The sequence below is a fragment of the Nitratidesulfovibrio sp. SRB-5 genome, from assembly GCF_019931275.1.
In the GTDB taxonomy this organism is placed as follows: Bacteria; Desulfobacterota; Desulfovibrionia; order Desulfovibrionales; family Desulfovibrionaceae; genus Cupidesulfovibrio.
Map to the genome: position 1 here is coordinate 61,681 of NZ_JAIOTY010000005.1, position 18,398 is coordinate 80,078.

At 68.1% G+C, this 18,398-nt stretch carries 13 protein-coding genes; 8 read left to right on the top strand and 5 right to left on the bottom strand.

Annotated elements, in window-relative coordinates:
- The first annotated feature begins 199 nt into the window (after positions 1–199).
- The 4 genes from K6142_RS15950 (at position 200) to mtgA (ending at position 6,941) form a co-directional block, all read left to right on the top strand.
- A complete protein-coding gene (locus K6142_RS15950; protein WP_190245067.1) occupies positions 200–1,318 on the top strand; it encodes a type IV pilus twitching motility protein PilT in 1,119 nt (372 codons plus the stop codon).
- Positions 1,319–1,350: 32 nt separating this feature from the next.
- Positions 1,351–3,399 carry an AAA family ATPase gene (locus K6142_RS15955; RefSeq protein WP_190245068.1) on the top strand — a complete coding sequence of 683 codons (2,049 nt, stop codon included), beginning with the start codon at positions 1,351–1,353 and terminating at the stop codon, positions 3,397–3,399.
- Between the two features lie 459 nt (positions 3,400–3,858).
- Positions 3,859–5,433: a PhoH family protein gene (locus K6142_RS15960; RefSeq protein ID WP_223380943.1), complete on the top strand. Its 1,575-nt coding sequence runs from the start codon at positions 3,859–3,861 to the stop codon at positions 5,431–5,433.
- Between the two features lie 212 nt (positions 5,434–5,645).
- A complete protein-coding gene (gene mtgA, locus K6142_RS15965) occupies positions 5,646–6,941 on the top strand; it encodes a monofunctional biosynthetic peptidoglycan transglycosylase (RefSeq protein ID WP_190245070.1) in 1,296 nt (431 codons plus the stop codon).
- A gap of 20 nt (positions 6,942–6,961) precedes the next feature.
- Here the strand turns inward: mtgA and K6142_RS15970 are convergent, their stop codons facing one another.
- The 4 genes from K6142_RS15970 to K6142_RS15985 all read right to left on the bottom strand — a co-directional run bounded on the left by K6142_RS15970 (position 6,962) and on the right by K6142_RS15985 (position 10,977).
- Positions 6,962–7,681, bottom strand: coding sequence for a class I SAM-dependent methyltransferase (locus tag K6142_RS15970; protein WP_190245071.1), 720 nt, complete (start codon positions 7,679–7,681; stop codon positions 6,962–6,964).
- A gap of 286 nt (positions 7,682–7,967) precedes the next feature.
- A complete protein-coding gene (locus K6142_RS15975) occupies positions 7,968–8,834 on the bottom strand; it encodes a glycine betaine ABC transporter substrate-binding protein (RefSeq protein WP_190245072.1) in 867 nt (288 codons plus the stop codon).
- 65 nt (positions 8,835–8,899) lie between these two features.
- Positions 8,900–9,742: an ABC transporter permease gene (locus K6142_RS15980; protein WP_190245076.1), complete on the bottom strand. Its 843-nt coding sequence runs from the start codon at positions 9,740–9,742 to the stop codon at positions 8,900–8,902.
- A 41-nt stretch (positions 9,743–9,783) separates the two neighbouring features.
- Entirely contained in the window at positions 9,784–10,977 is a 1,194-nt protein-coding gene (locus K6142_RS15985) for a glycine betaine/L-proline ABC transporter ATP-binding protein (RefSeq protein WP_190245073.1), read from the bottom strand.
- Positions 10,978–11,861: 884 nt separating this feature from the next.
- Here K6142_RS15985 and K6142_RS15990 point away from each other — a divergent pair.
- The 4 genes from K6142_RS15990 (at position 11,862) to K6142_RS16005 (ending at position 16,568) form a co-directional block, all read left to right on the top strand.
- Positions 11,862–12,653 (top strand): 4Fe-4S double cluster binding domain-containing protein, encoded by a 792-nt coding sequence (locus tag K6142_RS15990; protein ID WP_190245074.1) that lies wholly within the window; start codon positions 11,862–11,864, stop codon positions 12,651–12,653.
- Positions 12,654–12,724: 71 nt separating this feature from the next.
- Positions 12,725–13,282 (top strand): rhodanese-like domain-containing protein, encoded by a 558-nt coding sequence (locus tag K6142_RS15995; protein ID WP_223380944.1) that lies wholly within the window; start codon positions 12,725–12,727, stop codon positions 13,280–13,282.
- 288 nt (positions 13,283–13,570) lie between these two features.
- The gene (locus tag K6142_RS16000; RefSeq protein ID WP_190246029.1) at positions 13,571–15,268 is read left to right on the top strand and encodes an SEL1-like repeat protein; all 1,698 of its coding nucleotides are present in this window, start codon (positions 13,571–13,573) and stop codon (positions 15,266–15,268) included.
- A gap of 34 nt (positions 15,269–15,302) precedes the next feature.
- Entirely contained in the window at positions 15,303–16,568 is a 1,266-nt protein-coding gene (locus K6142_RS16005; protein ID WP_190246030.1) for an MFS transporter, read from the top strand.
- A gap of 352 nt (positions 16,569–16,920) precedes the next feature.
- Here the strand turns inward: K6142_RS16005 and K6142_RS16010 are convergent, their stop codons facing one another.
- Positions 16,921–17,760 (bottom strand): inositol monophosphatase family protein, encoded by an 840-nt coding sequence (locus K6142_RS16010; protein ID WP_190246031.1) that lies wholly within the window; start codon positions 17,758–17,760, stop codon positions 16,921–16,923.
- Positions 17,761–18,398 lie beyond the last annotated feature (638 nt).

Consider the following 18,398-nt stretch of genomic DNA (forward strand, 5'->3'; position numbering starts at 1 on the left):
AGGCAGGAGCGGGCATCCGCCCCGATCCGGCCAACGAAGATGCAGCCGGATTCGACCATACGTGAACCGGGCCTCGAACCGGCAGGGAACCGGCCCCGATTTACCCCGATCTGCCCCGATCTGCCCCGGTTTACCCCGATCTGCCTCGAACCGGCGCACACATCCCCCACCGCCGCCCGCGCGGCGCAAGGAACCACGCATGGCACGCATCGACCAGTTCTTCCACATCCTGCACGGGCTTGGCGGCTCGGACCTGCACCTTTCCAGCGGCTGCACGCCCATGGTGCGCGTGCACGGCACGCTGCAACGGCTGGATCACCCCGCGCTGGACGACGCCACCCTTGCCGCCATGCTGGACGAGATCATTCCGCCCGCCCGGCGCGACGAATTCGCCGCCAGCGGCGACCTGGACTTCGGCTACGCCGTGCCCGGCATGGCCCGCTACCGCGCCAACTTCTACCGTCACGAGCGCGGCGTGGGCGCGGCCTTTCGCGAGATTCCAGGCAACATCCCCTCGGTGGAGGCGCTGGGCCTGCCCCCGCTGCTGCGCGACCTGGCCATGCTGCCCAAGGGCCTCGTGCTGCTGACCGGCCCCACCGGCAGCGGCAAGTCCACCACGCTGGCGGCCATGATCGACCATGCCAACGCCCACCGCCGCGACCACATCATCACCATCGAAGACCCGGTGGAATTCGTGCACGAGCCGCGCGGGTGCCTGATCAACCAGCGCGAGGTGGGACGCCACACCAAAAGCTTTGCCGCCGCCCTGCGCGGTGCCCTGCGCGAAGACCCGGACATCATTCTGGTGGGCGAAATGCGCGACCTCGAAACCATCAGCCTGGCGCTGGAGGCGGCGGAAACCGGGCATCTGGTGCTGTCCACGGTGCACACCATATCCGCGCCCAAGACCATCGACCGCATCGTCGAGGTGTTTCCGTCCGAGATGCAGGCCCAGATCCGCACCAGCCTTTCGGAAACCCTGCAGGCCGTCATCTCGCAGGTGCTCTTTCCGCGCGCGGACAGGCCGGGGCGGGTGGCCGCGCTGGAAATCATGCTGGGCGTGCCCGCCGTGCGCAACCTGATCCGCGAAAGCAAGACCTACCAGCTGGCCAGCGTGCTGCAAACCGGCAAGAACGCGGGCATGCAGACCCTGGACGATGACATTCTGCGGCTGCTGGGCGCGGGGCTGATCAACCCGCGCGACGCCGCCGTGCACGTGGCCGACAAGCCGCGCTTCAAGCCGTATCTGGCCGGGGCAGGCGCCACCTCGGTGGCGCGCGCGGATAGCGCGGCGGGCTTCGCGGATGACGACTTCTGATTAGCGGGAATCACGGGTGCCGGAGACAAGCCATGAACTACCTTGAATTGCTGGGGCTTTCGCGCGAGCCGTTTTCCACCTCGCCAGACCCGCTCTCGTACTATCGCGCGCCCGGCCACGAGCTGTGCCTGCACCGGCTGGAAATCGCCGTGCGGTTGCGGCGCGGGCTGAACGTGGTGCTGGGCGAGGTGGGCACCGGCAAGAGCACCCTGTGCCGCTGCCTGCTGCGCGCCTTTGCCGAACAGCCGGAAGTGACCGCGCACCTGATCCTGGACCCCGGCTTTGCCAGTGCAGAGGCCTTTGCCCTGCACCTGTGCGAACTGCTGGCCGGGCCTGATGGCGGAACAGGCGCGGGGGGCGCACCCGGCGCGGGAGTCGGCGGAGGGATGGTCGCCAACTGGGAGGCAGGCGCCTTCAGGGACGACGCCGAACTCGTCCCCATGGCGGCCAACATCACGGTCAGCAGCGCGCCCGCGCAAGGGCGCGCGCCGGGGGCCGCGCACGCTCTGGCCGAAACCCCACGCACGGCCCCCGGCAGCGAACTGCGGCGCGAGGCCGTGGAGCGCATCCAGGCCGCGCTGCTGCGCCTGACGCAGGAGCAGCCCGGCCTTCCCGATCCGCAAGGGCAACACGGGCAGCGGGAAGGGGGGCGCATCGTGGTGCTGTGCATCGACGAAGGCCAGAAGCTGCTGCCAGAATGCCTGGAAGTGTTGCGCGAACTGCTGAACTTCGAGACCAACACCGAAAAGCTGCTCCAGATCATCCTGTTCGGCCAGCGCGAACTGGAAGACACCATCGCCGCGCTGCCCAACTTCCGCGACCGCATCAACGAATACCTGCCCCTGCGCCCCCTTTCGCGGCGCGAAACCATCCGCATGGTGCGCCACCGGCTACGCCTTGCGGGCGGCCCCGCCGGAGAGCGGCTGTTCACCCTGCCCGCGCTGCTGGCCGTGCATCACGCCACCGGCGGCTACCCCCGCAAGATCATGCGCCTGTGCCATCAACTGGTCATGAACCTGCTCATCAACAACCGCCGCCGGGTGACCTGGCGCGAGGTGCTGGCCTTTGCCCACCGCGACGCGGGGCTGGGCGGCAGGCTGGATACCGGGCCTGCGACCAGCGCGGGGCGGGCTGGGTCCAGTCCGCTCCGCGTGGTGGGGTATGCCGCGCTGACCGCCGTGCTGCTGGCCGGAGTGCTGCTGGGTGTCGGCGTGCTGACCGGGCGCGTACCCTCCGGCGGCGAACTGCGCCTGCCGTGGGCATCCGGAAACGGACAGGATGCCGCCCCCGCCCCCGCCACCGCCACCGCCGAAGTCCGCACGGATGTCGCCACGCAGGACGACACGGGGGGCATGTTCCGACCACTGCTGGCCTTGCTGGGGTTGTCCGACCAGAGAACCGCATCGGACTCCGGCACGTCGGCGGGGCAAGCCGATGCACCCGGCTCGTCCAGCGCACCCGGTCTTGCCAACTCGGCCAATCCCGTCAATCCGGCCAGCTCGCAGGGCCGGGCGGGCACCGCGTCCCGCCCGCTGGCGGCAACGCCCGTGGCGCCTGCCCCGGCGGCGGGATACCCGGCGTCCGCCGCCCAGCCCACCAGCCAGACCGCGCCCCCTGCCCGGCTGGGGCTGGTGGTGCTGCCGCGCGGTGAAACCCTGCTCGGCCTGCTGGACACCGTGTATGGCCGGTCCGCCGCCGTGCTGGACGCGGTGATGCAGGCCAACCCGGCCATCACCAACCCCAACCGTCTGCCTTCCGATACCATTCTGGCCCTGCCCGCCCTGGCCATGGAGCCGGGCATGGAACGACGCGGCCAGTACGCCCTGCTGCTGGAAAGCCACGCCACGATGGAAGAAGCCTACCGCGCCCTGCGCGCCAGGGGCGGCGGCAAGCGCGACGTGGTGCTGGCCCCGGTGTGGAAGCCCGACCGGGGGCTGCGCTTCTACCTGATGCCGCCGCGCTTTTTCGCCAGGCCCGCAGAGGCCCACGCGGCGGCGGAGCGGCTGTTCCCGCGCTTTCCCGCCGCCACGGTGGAGCCCGCCTTTGGCGACGGCGCGGTGTTCTACCGCAGTTTCGACTGATGCCGCCGGGGGCAGGCCGCCCCATGCCTGCCCTGCCCCCTGCCCACCAGTTCACCAGTTCACCAGTTCACCGGGTCACCGGATCACCGCAGCATCAGATCGCCCAGGTTTGCCACACTCCCGACGGCCCGGCCCGGCCCAGCGCCGGGCCGACTTGCGTTTCCGCCACGTTCAGGCCCCGCGCTCCCGGTTCTGCGCCATTGTCGCCATCCTGCCGCGCCCCGTTCTTTTTCTCCTTCCGGGCCGCCCGCGCATATCCCGCCATCCGCGCCAGCACGCCGCGCCGCCACCGGGCCGCAACGCGCGTCACACCGCCGTCACCATATCCTCACCCAACGCTCTTCCGGGGGTGCTTCCGTATTCCCGAAAAGCGCGCTAAAGAATTTCTAGAGTCCTCGGACTACGGAGCGCACGTCGCCCCGCCCAATCCGCCTCGTGGCCCCAACCCCAGGAGCACCCATGGCGAAGAAGAAGGTGGACGCAGGCAACGGCAAGCGCCGCAAGGAACGGGCAGCCCCCGTCACCGGCGCCACATCCGCCCCCGCGCCTTCTGCGATGCTGGAAGAGGCCCCGCCCCTGCCGGAACGCAACGGCAAGATCAAGCTCACGTCACTGGAGGATTTCGAGGAACACCGCCAGTCGCACCACGCAGACATCAGGAACGCCGCCCGCACGGCGCCCCGCCCCCCAGGCAAGACAAGCGTCAGGACCGCCCGCACGCCTGCCCCGTCCCCATCTGCAATGTCCGCCCCGGCAGGCCGCCGCAAGAGCGCCACACGCACCCCCACCGGCGAAATCCGCAAGCATTACGTCATCGACACCAACGTCCTGCTGGAAGACCCCGGCTGCATCGAGCAGCTGCGCAGCGACAACGAAAACGCCTGCTACCTGCCGCAGACCGTGCTGCAAGAGCTGGACAAGCTGAAGCGCCAGCCCGCCAAGGCCCATCTGGTGTCCCGCGCCGTGTCCGCCGTGGAGGCCGCCGTGCTGCGGGGGCACCTGCGGGTGGTCACCGGCGACTACCAGGCCCTGGCCCTGCCCTCGTCCGCGCCGGAGGTCAAATCATCTCCCGACCAGTACATCATCGCCGACGCCCGCTCGCTGCTGGCCACCGTGCCGCGCGAGGAACCCGTGGTGCTGGTTTCCAACGACCGGCTGCTGCGCATCATGGCCGACACCAGTTCCGGCCTGCGCAGCGAGGAATACCGCTGCTCCATCCCCTTCCGCTCGGAATCGGAACGCTACACCGGCTTCATGCCGCCCGCCGACGTGGTGCCCAACAGCTTCACCTGGGAAGGGGCATACCCCGTGTTCCACGACCGCGCGCTGGCCACGCAGGAGGTCAAGTTCGCCCCCACCCCGTGGAACATCATACCGCGCGACGTGTACCAGGCGCTGGCCATGCGCCTGATGCTGGACCCGGACATTCCGCTTGTCAGCCTGCAATCCACGGCGGGCAAGGGCAAGACCTTCCTGGCGCTGGGCTGCGCGCTGGAAATGGTGCTGAAGGAAAAGCGCCACAAGCGCATCTTCATCTCGAAGCCGCTGGTGGAAATCGGCCCCAAGCTGGGCTACCTGCCCGGCGACCTGACCGAAAAGACCGACCCGTACATGGAATACATCGTGGACCTGATGCTGAAGCTGCACAACGAGCACCGCCGCGCCCCCAACGCGCTGGCGGCCACGCCCAACGGCACCAGCCTCAGCCGCCTGAACCCCAAGGTGATCCAGGTGCTGCCCATCAACTACACGCGGGGCCGCAACCTGGAAGACTGCGTGGTGATCCTGGACGAAACCCAGAACCTCTCGCGCGAGGATCTGCGCACCCTGCTCACCCGCATGGGCCGCAACGTGAAGGTGATCTGCATGGGCGACACCCAGCAGGTGGACGCCCCCTTCAACAGCCCGGAAAACAACGGCCTGAACTGGCTGGTGCGCCTGCTGCGCGGCAACCCCGGCTACGCGCATCTGGTGCTGCGGGGGCGCAAGAGCCGCGGCCCCATCACCGACATGGTGGTGGCGGCGGGGCTGTAGGGCTGGAGGAAACGAGGCTGGCGCGGAAAAACCTTCTCCCCGCATGCGCCAGGCGAAGCATGCCCCCAATGACCGGATCCGATGAACGCACACAGGGCGGATGCCGCAAGGCATCCGCCCTTCATCGTGGTACCGGCCGTCCCGCAACGCGAGGGACAAAATGGCTGCACAGGTCCCTTGCGCGCCCGGTGCGGCACGGATAGCATCCCTGCATGTCCAGCCACCACCCCTCACGCAGGGGCCATGCCCCTTCCACGTCCGCAGCCGATCTGCCGGACATTCAATTGCCCGCCCCGCAAACCGCAGGCGGCCTGACCGGTCGCGCGCTGCACGGCGTGGGCTGGCTGGTGGGCCGCGCGCTGCGCGGGGTGGCATTGGGTACGGTGCGGGGCACGACTGCTACAGCACGCGGCATATACGGCGCGTTGCGCTGGCTGGCAGTGTCGGTGTGGCGCATGGCGCGTGGCCTGTGGGCGATCATCGCCCACGTGGTGGGCGCCATGCTGGGGCGCAAGGGCGGCAAGGCGGCGGGTTCGCCGGACAAGACCGGAACAGCCGGAACAGCCGGAACAGTTGGCCCGGCTCCCCCGGACGGCAAATCCGGCGCGCCGGGCAGGTCGCAAGCTGCCGACGGCAGGCAGCACCATGCAGGCGGCAATCCGGAAACCGGGCAACACGGGGCTACCGCCGCATCTCCGGAAGGCACCGACCGAAGCGCCTCCCCCTACCTGAGCATGCAGCCGCCCGCCATGTCGCCCATTCCGGCGCGAAAAATGCCGCAAGGCCCCACGCGCCCGCGCGCGCCACGCTCCGGCTGGCCGCTGGCCGTACGGCTGGTACTGCTGGTGGCCCTGCTGATGGGGGGCGACATCGCCCGCTACGCGGTGTGGCCGCCCGTCGCCACGCTGGCCAAGCAGAATCCCGCCGCCACCTCGTTCATGGAATACCGGCAGGAGCAGTGGGCACGGCAGGGGCGAGGCCCCAGCTACCGCCAGATATGGGTGGGACTTGGCAACATCTCGCGCAATCTGGTGCTGGCCGTGACCATCGCCGAGGACGACAAGTTCTGGCAGCACGAGGGGTTCGACCTGGACGGCATGGAAGAGGCCTTCCTGCGCAACATCGAGGAAGGGCGCATTGCCGCCGGGGGCAGCACCATCACCCAGCAGCTTGCGAAAAACCTGTGGTTCACGCCGGAAAAAAGCCTGTCACGCAAGGCCAAGGAGGCCATCATGGCCTGGCGGCTGGAGCGCGAACTGTCCAAGAAGCGCATCCTGGAACTGTACCTGAACGTGGTGGAATGGGGCGATGGCGTGTTCGGGGCCGAGGCCGCCGCGCGTCACCACTTCGGCAAGTCCGCCGCCGCGCTTACCTCGTGGGAAGCGGCCCGCCTTGCGGCGGTGCTGCCCAATCCCCTGCGCTGGTCACCCACGGGCACCTCGCGCGGGGTGCAGGTGCGGGCGTCCATCATCCATTCACGCATGGAACGACGGATGGGGGGCGGCTGATCCGCCCCTGTCCGGACGGGCTATCTGCCGGTTTCGAATGCCGCCGTGGCCACCACGTTGCTGCGCAGCAGGGGCACATGGCGCAGCAGCGCCCAGGTGAAGTTGGGCATGAACTTCAGGCTGGAATCCTGCGTGGAACGGACATCCCGCACCTCGAAACCGGCCACGGTCAGAACCTTGGCCAGCGTATAGGGCGTGAACCAGTAGCGGTGATCGGTGTTGATCACCTCTTGCCCACGCAACGCCAACTTGAAATTCTTGTAGAAAAAGGCGTTGGGTACCGTGATGATCACTGCCCCGGCGCGTCCCGCGTAGGTTTCGCGCAGCCTGCGCAAGAACCCCACCGGGTCGTCCATGTGCTCCAGCACCTCGCCAAGCACGATGTAGTCCCACCATCCGGCCAGCCGTTCGTCCTGCGAGAACATGTCCAGTACGGCCACGTTGTCGCACCCGTAGCGGGTGTTCAGTTCCGCAACAGCGTGTTCGTTCACGTCCACGCCAAGGCAGCGCGCGGCCACGCCGGTGATGCAGCCGTGCAGCCACGTGCCATCGCGCATCTTTTTTTCCAGCAGTTCCGCGTGGTCGGCGCACCCCACGTGCAGGACACTTTTTCCCGCCACCCGCTGCAGTATGTAGTCGAACCGGGTGGCCGTCTGGTCGGAACAGCTCAGGGAAAACCTGTAGCTGCTGCGGAATTCGGCCCCCCGCAGCATGGCAAGATCGCGCTCTGTCGGTTTCACGGTATCAGTCCTGCTCCGTTTCGGATGACCATGGGCGCCTGTACGACGGCATCCGCCAAAAGGCGCGCCACCTGCCCGGCACACCCACGCGCACGGCGGCGCAGGGGATGGCGTGCAATGCCAGGCAATGAAAGCAACGTACAGCTACGTCAAGGCCCCCGAAAAAACAACCCGCCATGGTACGGGCGGAGCGGGCTGGCTCGCCTGCGCATTCCGCCGGTGCGGCAATCGAAAAAGCGCGACGGTTATCCGCCGCGCTTCCATTTGTACCCTCTCTCCCTTCCCCCTACTGGCCCCGCCACTCCTTGACCAGTTCGGGGTGTTCCTTCATGAACCGCCGGGCGTTGCCCATGAGGTCGGCGCCCTTTTCCTGATTCCAGGCCATCAGCGTTTCCAGCTGGTTGGCGTCGGCATAGCGGAAGCGGTCGAGAAAGGCGTAGATCTCGGGCATGTCCTTGTCCAGGCCGTTGCGCACCACTGTATGAATGCGCTCCTCTTCGCCCAACACCTTCTTGGGATCTTCCAGATAGTGCAGCTTCCAGCGGCCGAACATCCAGTGCGGCGACCAAGCGGTGACCACGATCCATTCCTTGCGGCGGATGGCGTCATCCAGCGCGGCGGTCATGGTGGCCCCGCTGCCCTCCACCAGGGTCAGCTTGTTCAGGCCGTATTCCTGCATGGCCTTTTCGGAAAGCTTCATCAGGCCGGAACCGGGGTCGATGCCGATGACCTTGCCCTTGAACTTGTCCGCATTGGCCTTCAGTTCCTCGATGGACTTCAGCGGCACGTAATCGGGCACGGCCCAGCCAAGGCGCGCCCCGCCCACCAGCGGGCCAAGATCCTTCACCTTGCCGTCCACCTTCTTCAGGTAGTCGCCGTGGGTCACGGGCAGCCATGCGGTGACCATGCCGTCCACGTCGCCCGTGGCCACGGCCATCCACATGGCAGCGGCGCTGACGGGCAGCACCTCCACCTTGCGGCCCAGCTTGTCCTCGATCACCGCCTTGGCCAGATGGGTACTGGCCGTGGCGCAATCCCATTCCACGTAGGCAAGGCGTACGGGCTTGCCGTCCGTTGCCATGGGCGCAGGGGCCGCAACGGCCTGCGTTGCCAGCAGCAGGACCGCCATGGTCATCAGCAGTATCTTCTTCATGTGGTGCTCCTCTGTTGGAGGTTATGCCGCGCACTGCGGCGATGTGATGCGGGGCCGGGCGGGGTCTAGCTCCCCACCCGCTTCCCCACATGTTGCAATATGCGGTCAAGGCAGATGGCCACGATGACGATGCCTATGCCCGCTTCGAAGCCGTTGCCCATTTCCAGCCGCTGGATGGCCTTCCACACTTCGCCGCCAAGGCCCCGCGCGCCGATCATGGCGGCAATGACCACCATGGACAGGGCCAGCATGACCGTCTGGTTCACGCCCGCCAGCATGGTGGGCGCGGCCAGGGGCAGTTCCAGCTTCACCAGCCGCTGGAAGCGCCCTGTGCCGAAGGCCTCGGCGCATTCCACCAGCTCTGCGGGCACCTGCCGGATGCCGAGACACGTGAAGCGGATGGCGGGCGGCATGGCAAAGATCACCGTGGCGAACACGGCGGCCACCTTGCCAAGGCCAAAGAAGGGGATGGCGGGAATCAGGTAGACGAAGGCGGGCATGGTCTGCATCACGTCCAGCACGGGCATGACCACGGCGCGGGCCCGGTCGCTCATGGCGGCGGCAATGCCCAGCGGAATGCCCACCAGCACCGCCAGCAGGGTGGCCACCAGCACCAGCGCAAGGGTGCTCATGGTGGCCTGCCACAGGCCCATGTTCCAGACCAGGGCCAGCCCGGCCACGGCAAATGCGCCAAGCCCCTTTTTGCGGGTAACCCGCCACGCCACCAGCCCCACGAAGGCGATGACCAGCGGCGGGGGCAGCGCGTCCAGCCCCGCCTCCAGCAGGTTCAGGCCGCTTTCGGTCACGGCGGAAAAGGCCCGCGTGGCCGGGGCCAGGTGGGTAACCAGAAAGTCGATGGCCGCTTCCAGCCACTGCCCGAGGGGAATGCGCGGAAAGGCGCCCGTCATGTTCAGCATGTTCGTCAGGCCCGTCATGTTCGTCACCTCCATCAGGCGTTCCCTCCCCGTTCGGCCAGCGCACCCAGCAGCAGCCCGCGCACGATGACCCCGGCCAGCCGCCCGCGCTCGTCGGTGACGGCCAGCGGGTGCGGCAGCCCGGCCATGAGGGGAATGAGTTCGGAGGCGGGAGTATCCGTAGATACCGTGCTGAAGTCGGTGCGCATGATGGCCGCAAGGTCGCGCTCGCCGCCCGCCAGGTGCTCGGCGATGTCGTCGGCGGTGACCAGCCCCACCAGCTTGTGGTTGCGGTCAAGCACGAACAGGGTGGCGATGGCGTGGTTGCGCATCTTGCGCAGGGCCGTGCGCGGGCCGTCCACGCCCAGCACCGCCACCGCCTCGGACCGCTTCATCACCGTGCCCGCCGTGAGCACGCGGGCAATGTCCACATCGGCCACGAAGCGGGCCACGTAGTCGTCCGCCGGGCTGGTCAGGATGTCTTCCGGCGTGCCCACCTGCACCACGGCCCCGTCGCGCATGAGCACGATGCGGTCTCCGATCTTCAGCGCCTCGTCCAGGTCATGGCTGATGAACACGATGGTCTTGCGCACGTCGTCCTGAAGGCGCAGCAACTCGTCCTGCATGTCGCGCCGGATCAGGGGGTCCAGCGCGCTGAAGGCCTCGTCCATCAGCAGGATGTCCGGGTCCAGCGCAAGGGCGCGGGCCAGGCCCACGCGCTGCTGCATGCCGCCGGAAAGCTGGCCGGGCCGGGCCGCTTCCCACCCGGCCAGGCCCACGCGGGCCAGGGCCTCGGCCGCCTTGTCGCGCCGGGTGGCCTTGGTTGCCCCCATCACCTCCAGCCCGTATTCGGCGTTTTCAAGCACGGTGCGGTGCGGAAAAAGGGCAAAATTCTGAAACACCATGCCGAAGGTGCGCTGGCGCAGGGCGCGCAGTTCCTTCACCGAAAGGGTGGTCACGTCGGTGCCGTCGATGCGCACCGTGCCGTCGGTGGGTTCGATGAGCCGGTTCAGACAGCGCACCAGGGTGGATTTGCCGCTGCCGGAAAGGCCCATGACCACCACTATCTCGCCCTCGTCCACCTCGAAGGTGGCGCGGTTGACGCCCACGGCGTGCCTGGTGCGCTTGTATATCTCGTCCTTGGGCTTGCCGGCGCGGACCATGGTCAGCGCCTTTTCCGGCCCCGGGCCGAATATCTTGGTCAGGTCGCGGATTTCTATCTTCGCCATGTTGCCTCCTGTGCTGCTACGCGCCACGGGCGCCCGGCCCATGCAGGACCGGTAAACGCGCCGACAACGACCGCTCGGCCATACTGCCGCGCCCCCCCCCGGAAAAGGGACGAGACACGGAAGACCAGCGCGCGGAACGCATCATCGGCACACACCCGGCGAGGGCGCGCGTCGTGTTGTCATCATCATGCTGTCATGGAGATGCACGGGAGGAAGGACGGAACGGGATGCAGACTGGCTGGCACACGGTTGCGCCGCATGGTCATGACCGGCTTGCCGGGCAGGCCCACCCGCAGGGCAGGCCGAAGCTGGCCCGCAAAGGCTTCCCCGCGCTGCACGCGCAGTCTGCCCGGCCCGCAAGCAAGGCGGCCCGGATATGCGAACCGGTGCGGAACCCGGCGGAGCTGCTGAGCAACTGGCGCGGAACTGGCTGCGGCAATGACCACGCACGGCCATCATCCTGCCGGGCCGCAAGGGCACACCAGAGGATACACAGGCCGCGCACAACGACTGCATCCTGAATATTGCGCACCGAAAAATCACGCTTTTTCGGTTGCACGCATCAGACCGAACTCATATGTGCACGGGCAGGCATTCCTTGGCCCTTGCCCGTACACTCAACATCCTCCCGGACATCAAAGCATGCTGTTCATGATCGGCATAGATCAGCTTTTCATTCACGCAATGAATACAACCGATCACACCATTTTCACAATATAAGTCAAAAAACAGCCCATGTCCACCCGCAATGTATTTTCGTGACAATCCCTGACATCCCGGTACGTACGACCACGTGGACGCAACCTGTCGCAAGCGCACGCAAGACCGTTGCACCCGGACGGAAAACATGCCATCCATGGGGGCAGTACGCTGCGGAGGTAGACATGGCCATGGACAGTTTTTCCTTGCGACAAGCGGCGTTACGATGGGGGGCGAGCCTGTTCGGCGTGGCCGACCTGGACCGTCTGCGCACCCTGCCCACCCAGCCGGAAAACCTGCTGGACGGGTGGACCCGGGCCATCAGCCTGGGGGTACGCCTAGCGGACCCGGTGCTGGACGACATCGTGGACGGCCCCACCCCGCTCTACGCCCACCATTACCGGGCCGTGAACACCCGACTGGACGATACCGCCCTGCGTCTGGCCCTGCTGATCCAGGAAGCGGGCGGACGCGCCCTGCCGCTGCCCGCCTCGCAGGCGCTGGATTCCGAGGCCTGCACCAGCATGATCTCGCACAAGGCGGTGGCCGTGGCCGCCGGGCTTGGCTGGCAGGGCAAGAGCCTGCTGACCATTTCGCCGCTGTACGGCCCGCGCATCCGCCTGTGCACGGTGCTCACCGATCTGCCCCTGCAACCGGGCCACCCGCTGATGAACCGCTGCGGCAACTGTACCCGCTGCGCCGATGCCTGCCCCGCCGGAGCCATCAAGGGGACGGCGCTGCCCAACGAACCGGGCGCGCACTATCAAAGCCGCGACGAGGCCCTGCACTTCGAGCGCTGCCGCACCCTGTTGCAAGGGGACTTCGCCAAACGCCCGCTCATCGGGCATTCGGTATGCGGGGTGTGCGTCAAGGTGTGCCCGTGGGGTGCGCGGGGCAAGGGCGTGCTGCACGGGCGCGACGACGTGCCCATGACCATGATGGACGACCAGTTCACCCTGTTTCCGCAGTCGTCCTGAGCGCTTTGTTTCACCGACGCCCCGGCCCGGACCACGGGTCGTTTGCCCGCACCGCAGCCAAGGGAGGCCCCATGGTCCGCTCCATCACCCCTCGCGAACTCGACGATGTCCTGTGCGGCGAAGAGCGCATGCTGCTGCTCGACGTGCGCAGACGGAGCGAACGCGACCTGCACCCGGAGGCCATTCCCGGTTCGCAGTGGCGCGACCCGGCCATGGCGGACACGTGGCTGCCCTCCATTCCCGAGGGCACCAGCGCCGTGGTGTATTGCGCGGGCGGGGGAGAGGCCAGCCGGGGCATCCAGTCGCGCCTGACGGCGCGCGGAGTGGCCGCGCGCTACCTTGAAGGCGGGCTGGCCGCCTGGCAACGGCAACACGGCGGCGAACACGGCGAGCAGGGCGGCCCCGCCGTACGGGCGGGGGAAGGCTGTGCCCATGCTCCGTTGCGCGGTGAACCCGGCGGGCACATTCCCGCTGGCGGCGAAAGCGGCCTGCACCGCCCGGCGGCCAACGGCCAACTGCCCATGGGCACCAGCGAGGCAGGCGGGCACGAACACGCGCGCGGGGGACGGCCCGGGGCGGTCGGCGGCGCGGCAGGCCGCAGCAGTGGCGAGGGCGGCGGAGTTCGCTGAGGCCGCGCCGCCAAAGGGCGCCAGCAGCCCCCCTCCTTCGCAGCACCCGTCCGCAGCAACCTGATCAAACGACACCGTCAGTCTGGCGGCCCGCGATGCCGCAGTGCGCAGCGTTGCCCGCGTGCCTCCTATTCCGCACCACCGCACCAGCCCGGACCATGCCCCCCGTGCCCGTTTACCCCCACCCCGGCGCGTGCTATGCCCCTGCTTCGGCGCGGACATCCGCGCGCGGGGCCCTCCAACTGCCCGCGCGGCGTGCCCGCCCGCAGCCGCACATCCGGAGCCATCATGAACACAGCCCGCCGCATCGCCGCGCGTTTTCGTCCGTCCCCTGTTTCGCAAATCTCCAACCGGCAGCGCTCCCCGCGCCGCGCGGCACACCTGGCGCTTGTCGCCCTGTTGGCGGCGGGCCTGCTGCTGGGCGGATGCAAGCCCCCCAAAAAGGGGACGGCGGGCCTGCCGGAACGCCCCACCTACATCCGCGAGGCCACGGACCAGGAAACTTCCGCGCCCGATGCGGGCACGAGCGCCACGGGCACGACAGGCGCCACCAAGCCGGATACCGGCGCCGCCACGGCTGATGCCGTTGCCAACACCGCGCAGCCTGCCGTCCCCGATCTTGTGGTCGCCCCTGACAGCATGGCCAGCAACCGCCAGCCCGAACCCGTGCCGCAACCGCAGAGCCGCGCTGCCGCCCCCGTGGGCGAACTGGTGGAGCTTTCCGACGGCACCAGCGTGGAAGCCCCCACTCGCCCGCAGGACCAGTTTGCCTTTGCCATGGCCCTGTTGCAGGGGGCCGACGGCCAGCCCGATCCGGCCCGGGCCGCAACGTGGCTGGAAAAGTCCGCCGATCAGGACTTCGGCCCCGCGCAGGACGTGCTGGCGCGCCTGTACCTGGACGGCACCGGCGTGCGCAAGGACGAGGCCAAGGCCTTTGCGCTGGCCATGTCCGCCGCCGAGCAGGACATCATCAACGCGCAGGCCCTGGTGGGCGTGTTGTACACTTATGGGCGCGGCACCCGGCGCGACTTCATGCAGGGCGAGAAATGGCTCTCGCTGGCGGCGGAGCGGGGCCACCCGCAAGCGTGCGACCTGCTGGCCGAATACCACCGCAAGGGGTTGGCCGGGCCGGAGAACCAGGAAGAAGCCTTTCGCTGGACGGAACGCGCCGCCGCCCTTGGGGTGGTGCGCGCACGCTTCTGGCTGGGCGTGCACTACCGCTACGGCATGGGCACCCCGCGCGACGACGCCAAGGCCCTGCACCTGCTGCGCGAAGCCGCCGACGCGGGCAACCCCGACGCCATGGGGCTGGTGGCCGAAATGCTTTACCGGGGCCAGGGAAGCGAGCCGGACATGGCTGGCTCCGTGCGCTACTTCCAGATGGGCGCCAAGGCGGGCGACCTGCACTCGCTGCTCAACCTGGGCATCCTGCATCACGAGGGTACAGGCGTGCCCAAGGACTACCCGCGCAGCCTGCAACTGTTCGGCCAATGCGCCGAGGGCGGCCACCCGCGCTGCATGACCTTGCTGGGCAGCATGCTGGCGGAAGGGGAAGGAGCCGAGGCGGACATGGTCACCGCCCATTCCTGGCTGACCCGTGCCGTGCTGTTCGGCGATGGCGACGCGGCTTCGGTGGCAGCCGAGGTGCAGCAACGCATGACGCCCGACCAGTTGGTGCATTCCAAGAACATGGCCGCGCAGTGGATGCAGGCCCACCCGCAGTTCCAGCCCGGCGTGCCCGCGCAACTCGAACCGGAAGCATCCACGGCGGTTCCGCAGGCCGCGCGACAGGAAGCCTCGCAATCCGCACCGGGAGCAAGCGCCGACACCGGCACGACGGACATGACCGCCACACCGCAGGGCTCCTCCAACGCGACGGCCCCTGTTACCCAGACCGACAAGACCGGCAAGACGGGCACCACCACTGCGGCCCCGGCGAAGAAGAAAGGCACCAAGGCCGCCAAGGGCGCCCGCACCACCAACTGATACGCGCCGGGCACGACGACGCAACGGACGCAGCATGCCTCCCTTTCCCGATCACCAGGATCCCCGCGCCACCGGTCCGTTGCGGGTATTCCGCCACCGCAACTATCGGTTGTTCTTCGCCGGACAGGCCATTTCGCTGCCCGGCACCTGGATGCAGTCCATGGCCCAGTCGTGGCTGGTCTACCGGCTGAGCGAATCCAGCTTCGTTCTGGGGGCGCTGGGCTTTGCCGCGCAATTGCCGCTGTTCGTGCTGTCCGTGTTCGGCGGCGCGCTGGCTGACACGCGCGACAGGCGCGCCATACTGGTGGCCACGCAGGTGGCCTCCATGCTGCTGGCGCTGACTGCCGCCGCGCTGACCATGACCGACGTGGTGCAGGTGTGGCACGTATTCGTGCTGGCCACGGCGCTCGGCATCGTCAACGCCTTCGACGTGCCCACGCGGCAGTCCTTCATCATGGACATGGTGGGGCGCGACGATCTGCCCACGGCCATCGGCCTCAACTCGTCCATGTTCAACGCGGCCCGTGTTGTCGGGCCAACCCTGGCGGGGCTGGTGGTGGCCGCCGCGGGCGAAGGGTGGTGCTTTCTGCTCAACGGCATCAGCTTTGTGCCCGTCATCGCTGGGCTGATGATGATGCGCCTGCCCGTCCACGTGCCCCCGCCGCCCGGCCCTTCCACGTTGCAGCGCATCCGCGAGGGGCTGGGCTTTGCCGCGCGCCACAAGGGCATTCGCACCACCCTGCTGCTGGTGGGGGCCACCAGCCTCATCGCGGTGAACTATTCCGTGCTGATGCCTGTGGTGGCCGACAAGGTGCTGGGCGGCAACGCCAGGACACTGGGCCTGCTGCTGGGGGCCGCCGGGGCAGGTGCGCTGCTGGGCGCGCTGTGCCTTGCCCTGCGCCGCAGCAGCGACGGGCTGTCCCGATGGGCGCTGTACGGGGCTGTTGGACTGGGGGCCAGCCTGACGGTGTTCGCGCTGTGCCGCTCGGTGTGGACGGCGCTGGTGGCGCTGGTGCCCGTGGGCATGTGCATGGTGGTGCTGATGGCATCGGCCAACACGCTGCTGCAAATCATGTCGCCCGACGCCTACCGGGGCCGGGTCATGGCCTTGTATTCCATGATGTTCCTGGGCATGGGACCGTTCGGCTCGCTGCTGGGGGGCAGCGTTGCCCATGCGCTGGGTCCGTCGCCCACGCTGCTGCTGTCCGGCATCGTCTGCCTGGGGAACGCGCTGTGGTTCGGCGTGTGGCTGCGGCGGCACGGCCCGTCGCTGGCTGGCGGGGGGCGCGAGGCAAGCTGAGACCGTTCTTGCCATTCGGACGGGCCGCACCGGGCGGGAGTAAACCGGACGGCAGTGTTCCTGCCAGGCGCACTCCGGACAAAAGCGTCCCGATCAAAAGCTCCCTGAAAAAAGCGTCCCGAGCAAAGGCGCACCGGCAAAGGCATCCGGACAAAAGCGTACCGAACAAACAAGTTTTGCTCAGAAACGTCCAAGCGCAGACGCCATGGCGCGGGCTTACCGGCAGCGATGTCGCAGAGACCGGCCCGGCATATATTGTTGCACCGGTAATCTGGACACGAACGGAAAACAGGGGAGAAGGCAGCCACGGCAGCCCTCTCCCCTGTTTTCCGGTACATCGCAGGGTATCGTCTCAGCGGGACCGCAGCCGCTCCAGCAACGCGGGCAACAAGGTACCGTTGGCGGCGGCAAGGCGGTTGGCATGCAGCGGGTCCGGGTGGCCGTCGATATCGGCCACGGCGCCCCCCGCCTCTTGCACCAGCAAGGCACCGGCAGACAGGTCCCAGCGTTTCAGGCTGACCACGAAGAAGCCGTCCAGCCGTCCTGCGGCCACATAGGCCAGATCCAGCGCGGCGGCACCGCCCCGGCGCATGCCAGCCGCGCAACGGGCCACCGCGCAGAACTGCTCCAGATACCCCTCCATGCCCGGCCATTTGGGCGGCGGCACCACGGTGCCCACGACCGCCTCGTCCAGTCGGGTACGCCGAGCCACATGCAACGGGCGCCCGTTGCAAAACGCCCCCTCCCCGCGCACTGCGGTGAAGAACTCGCGTCTGCCCGGGTCAGCCACCACGCCCAGCACCGCCACACCGTCCACTTCCAGCGCCACGGACACCGCATAATACGGAATCCCGTGCACGTAGTTTACCGTGCCATCCAAGGGATCCACGATCCAGCGGAACGGCGATGCGCCGGAATCACCAGCGCTGTCTCCCGACTCCTCGCCCAGCCGGGCATGGTCGGGGTAGGCCTGCCGGATGCGCGCAAAAATGGCCGCCTCCGAACGGGCGTCCAGTTCCGTGGTGATGTCGCCGGGGCTCTTGGTGGTGGTGCGCACGCGGGCCAGGCGCGAACGCCCACGCGCCAACACGGCGCAGCCCGCCTTGGCGGCATCAAGGGCCACGGCCAGCGCGTCCTCAAGGTTCAGGCTGCCACCAAAGGCAACGGGTCTGTCGGGTTGTGAAGATGTCATAAAAAAATCCAAGGTTACAGGTACGGTGGCAGGCCCCCTCATGTCGGGGCTGAAGGCCCCTGTTCCCTACCACCATGCCTTCGACGCGAAAAGCCTTCTGCCCCCCCCTGACGGGGCATGCGGCGTCCATCCCATGCCACGCGTCGGGCACGTGGAAACGCCATCCGAATCCACGTTGTCGCTCCCACGAGCCATCCCGCCTCGCCCATGCGCTATGCATCCCCCCTCAAGCTCACGCCCCATGGCCCTGCGCCGTGCGTCCTGCGCATCAAGCCTTCCCGCTTCACGGCTGTCGCCCAGCTCCCGGCGCTGTGAGCCCTGAGCTTCAAGCCCTCCTGCCCCATGCGCTATGCGCTCGAAGCCTTCCCGTTTCACGCGCTATCGCCCAGTTCCCTGCGCATTGCGCCATGTTCCTTGTGCTCTGCGCCTTGCGCTGTGGCCCTGAGCTTCAAGCCTTCCCGCTCCATGGCCCAGCGCCCTTGCGCATCGTGCTTCAAGCCGCCCATGCCCGCGCCTGTGCCCGTGCCCGTGCCCGCGCCTGTGCCTGTGCCTGTGCCTTTGAACGCACGAAGGCCCCGGTGATTTCTCACCGGGGCCTTTCGCGTGATGGGTAGGGATGCGATTTCTCGTATCCCTGT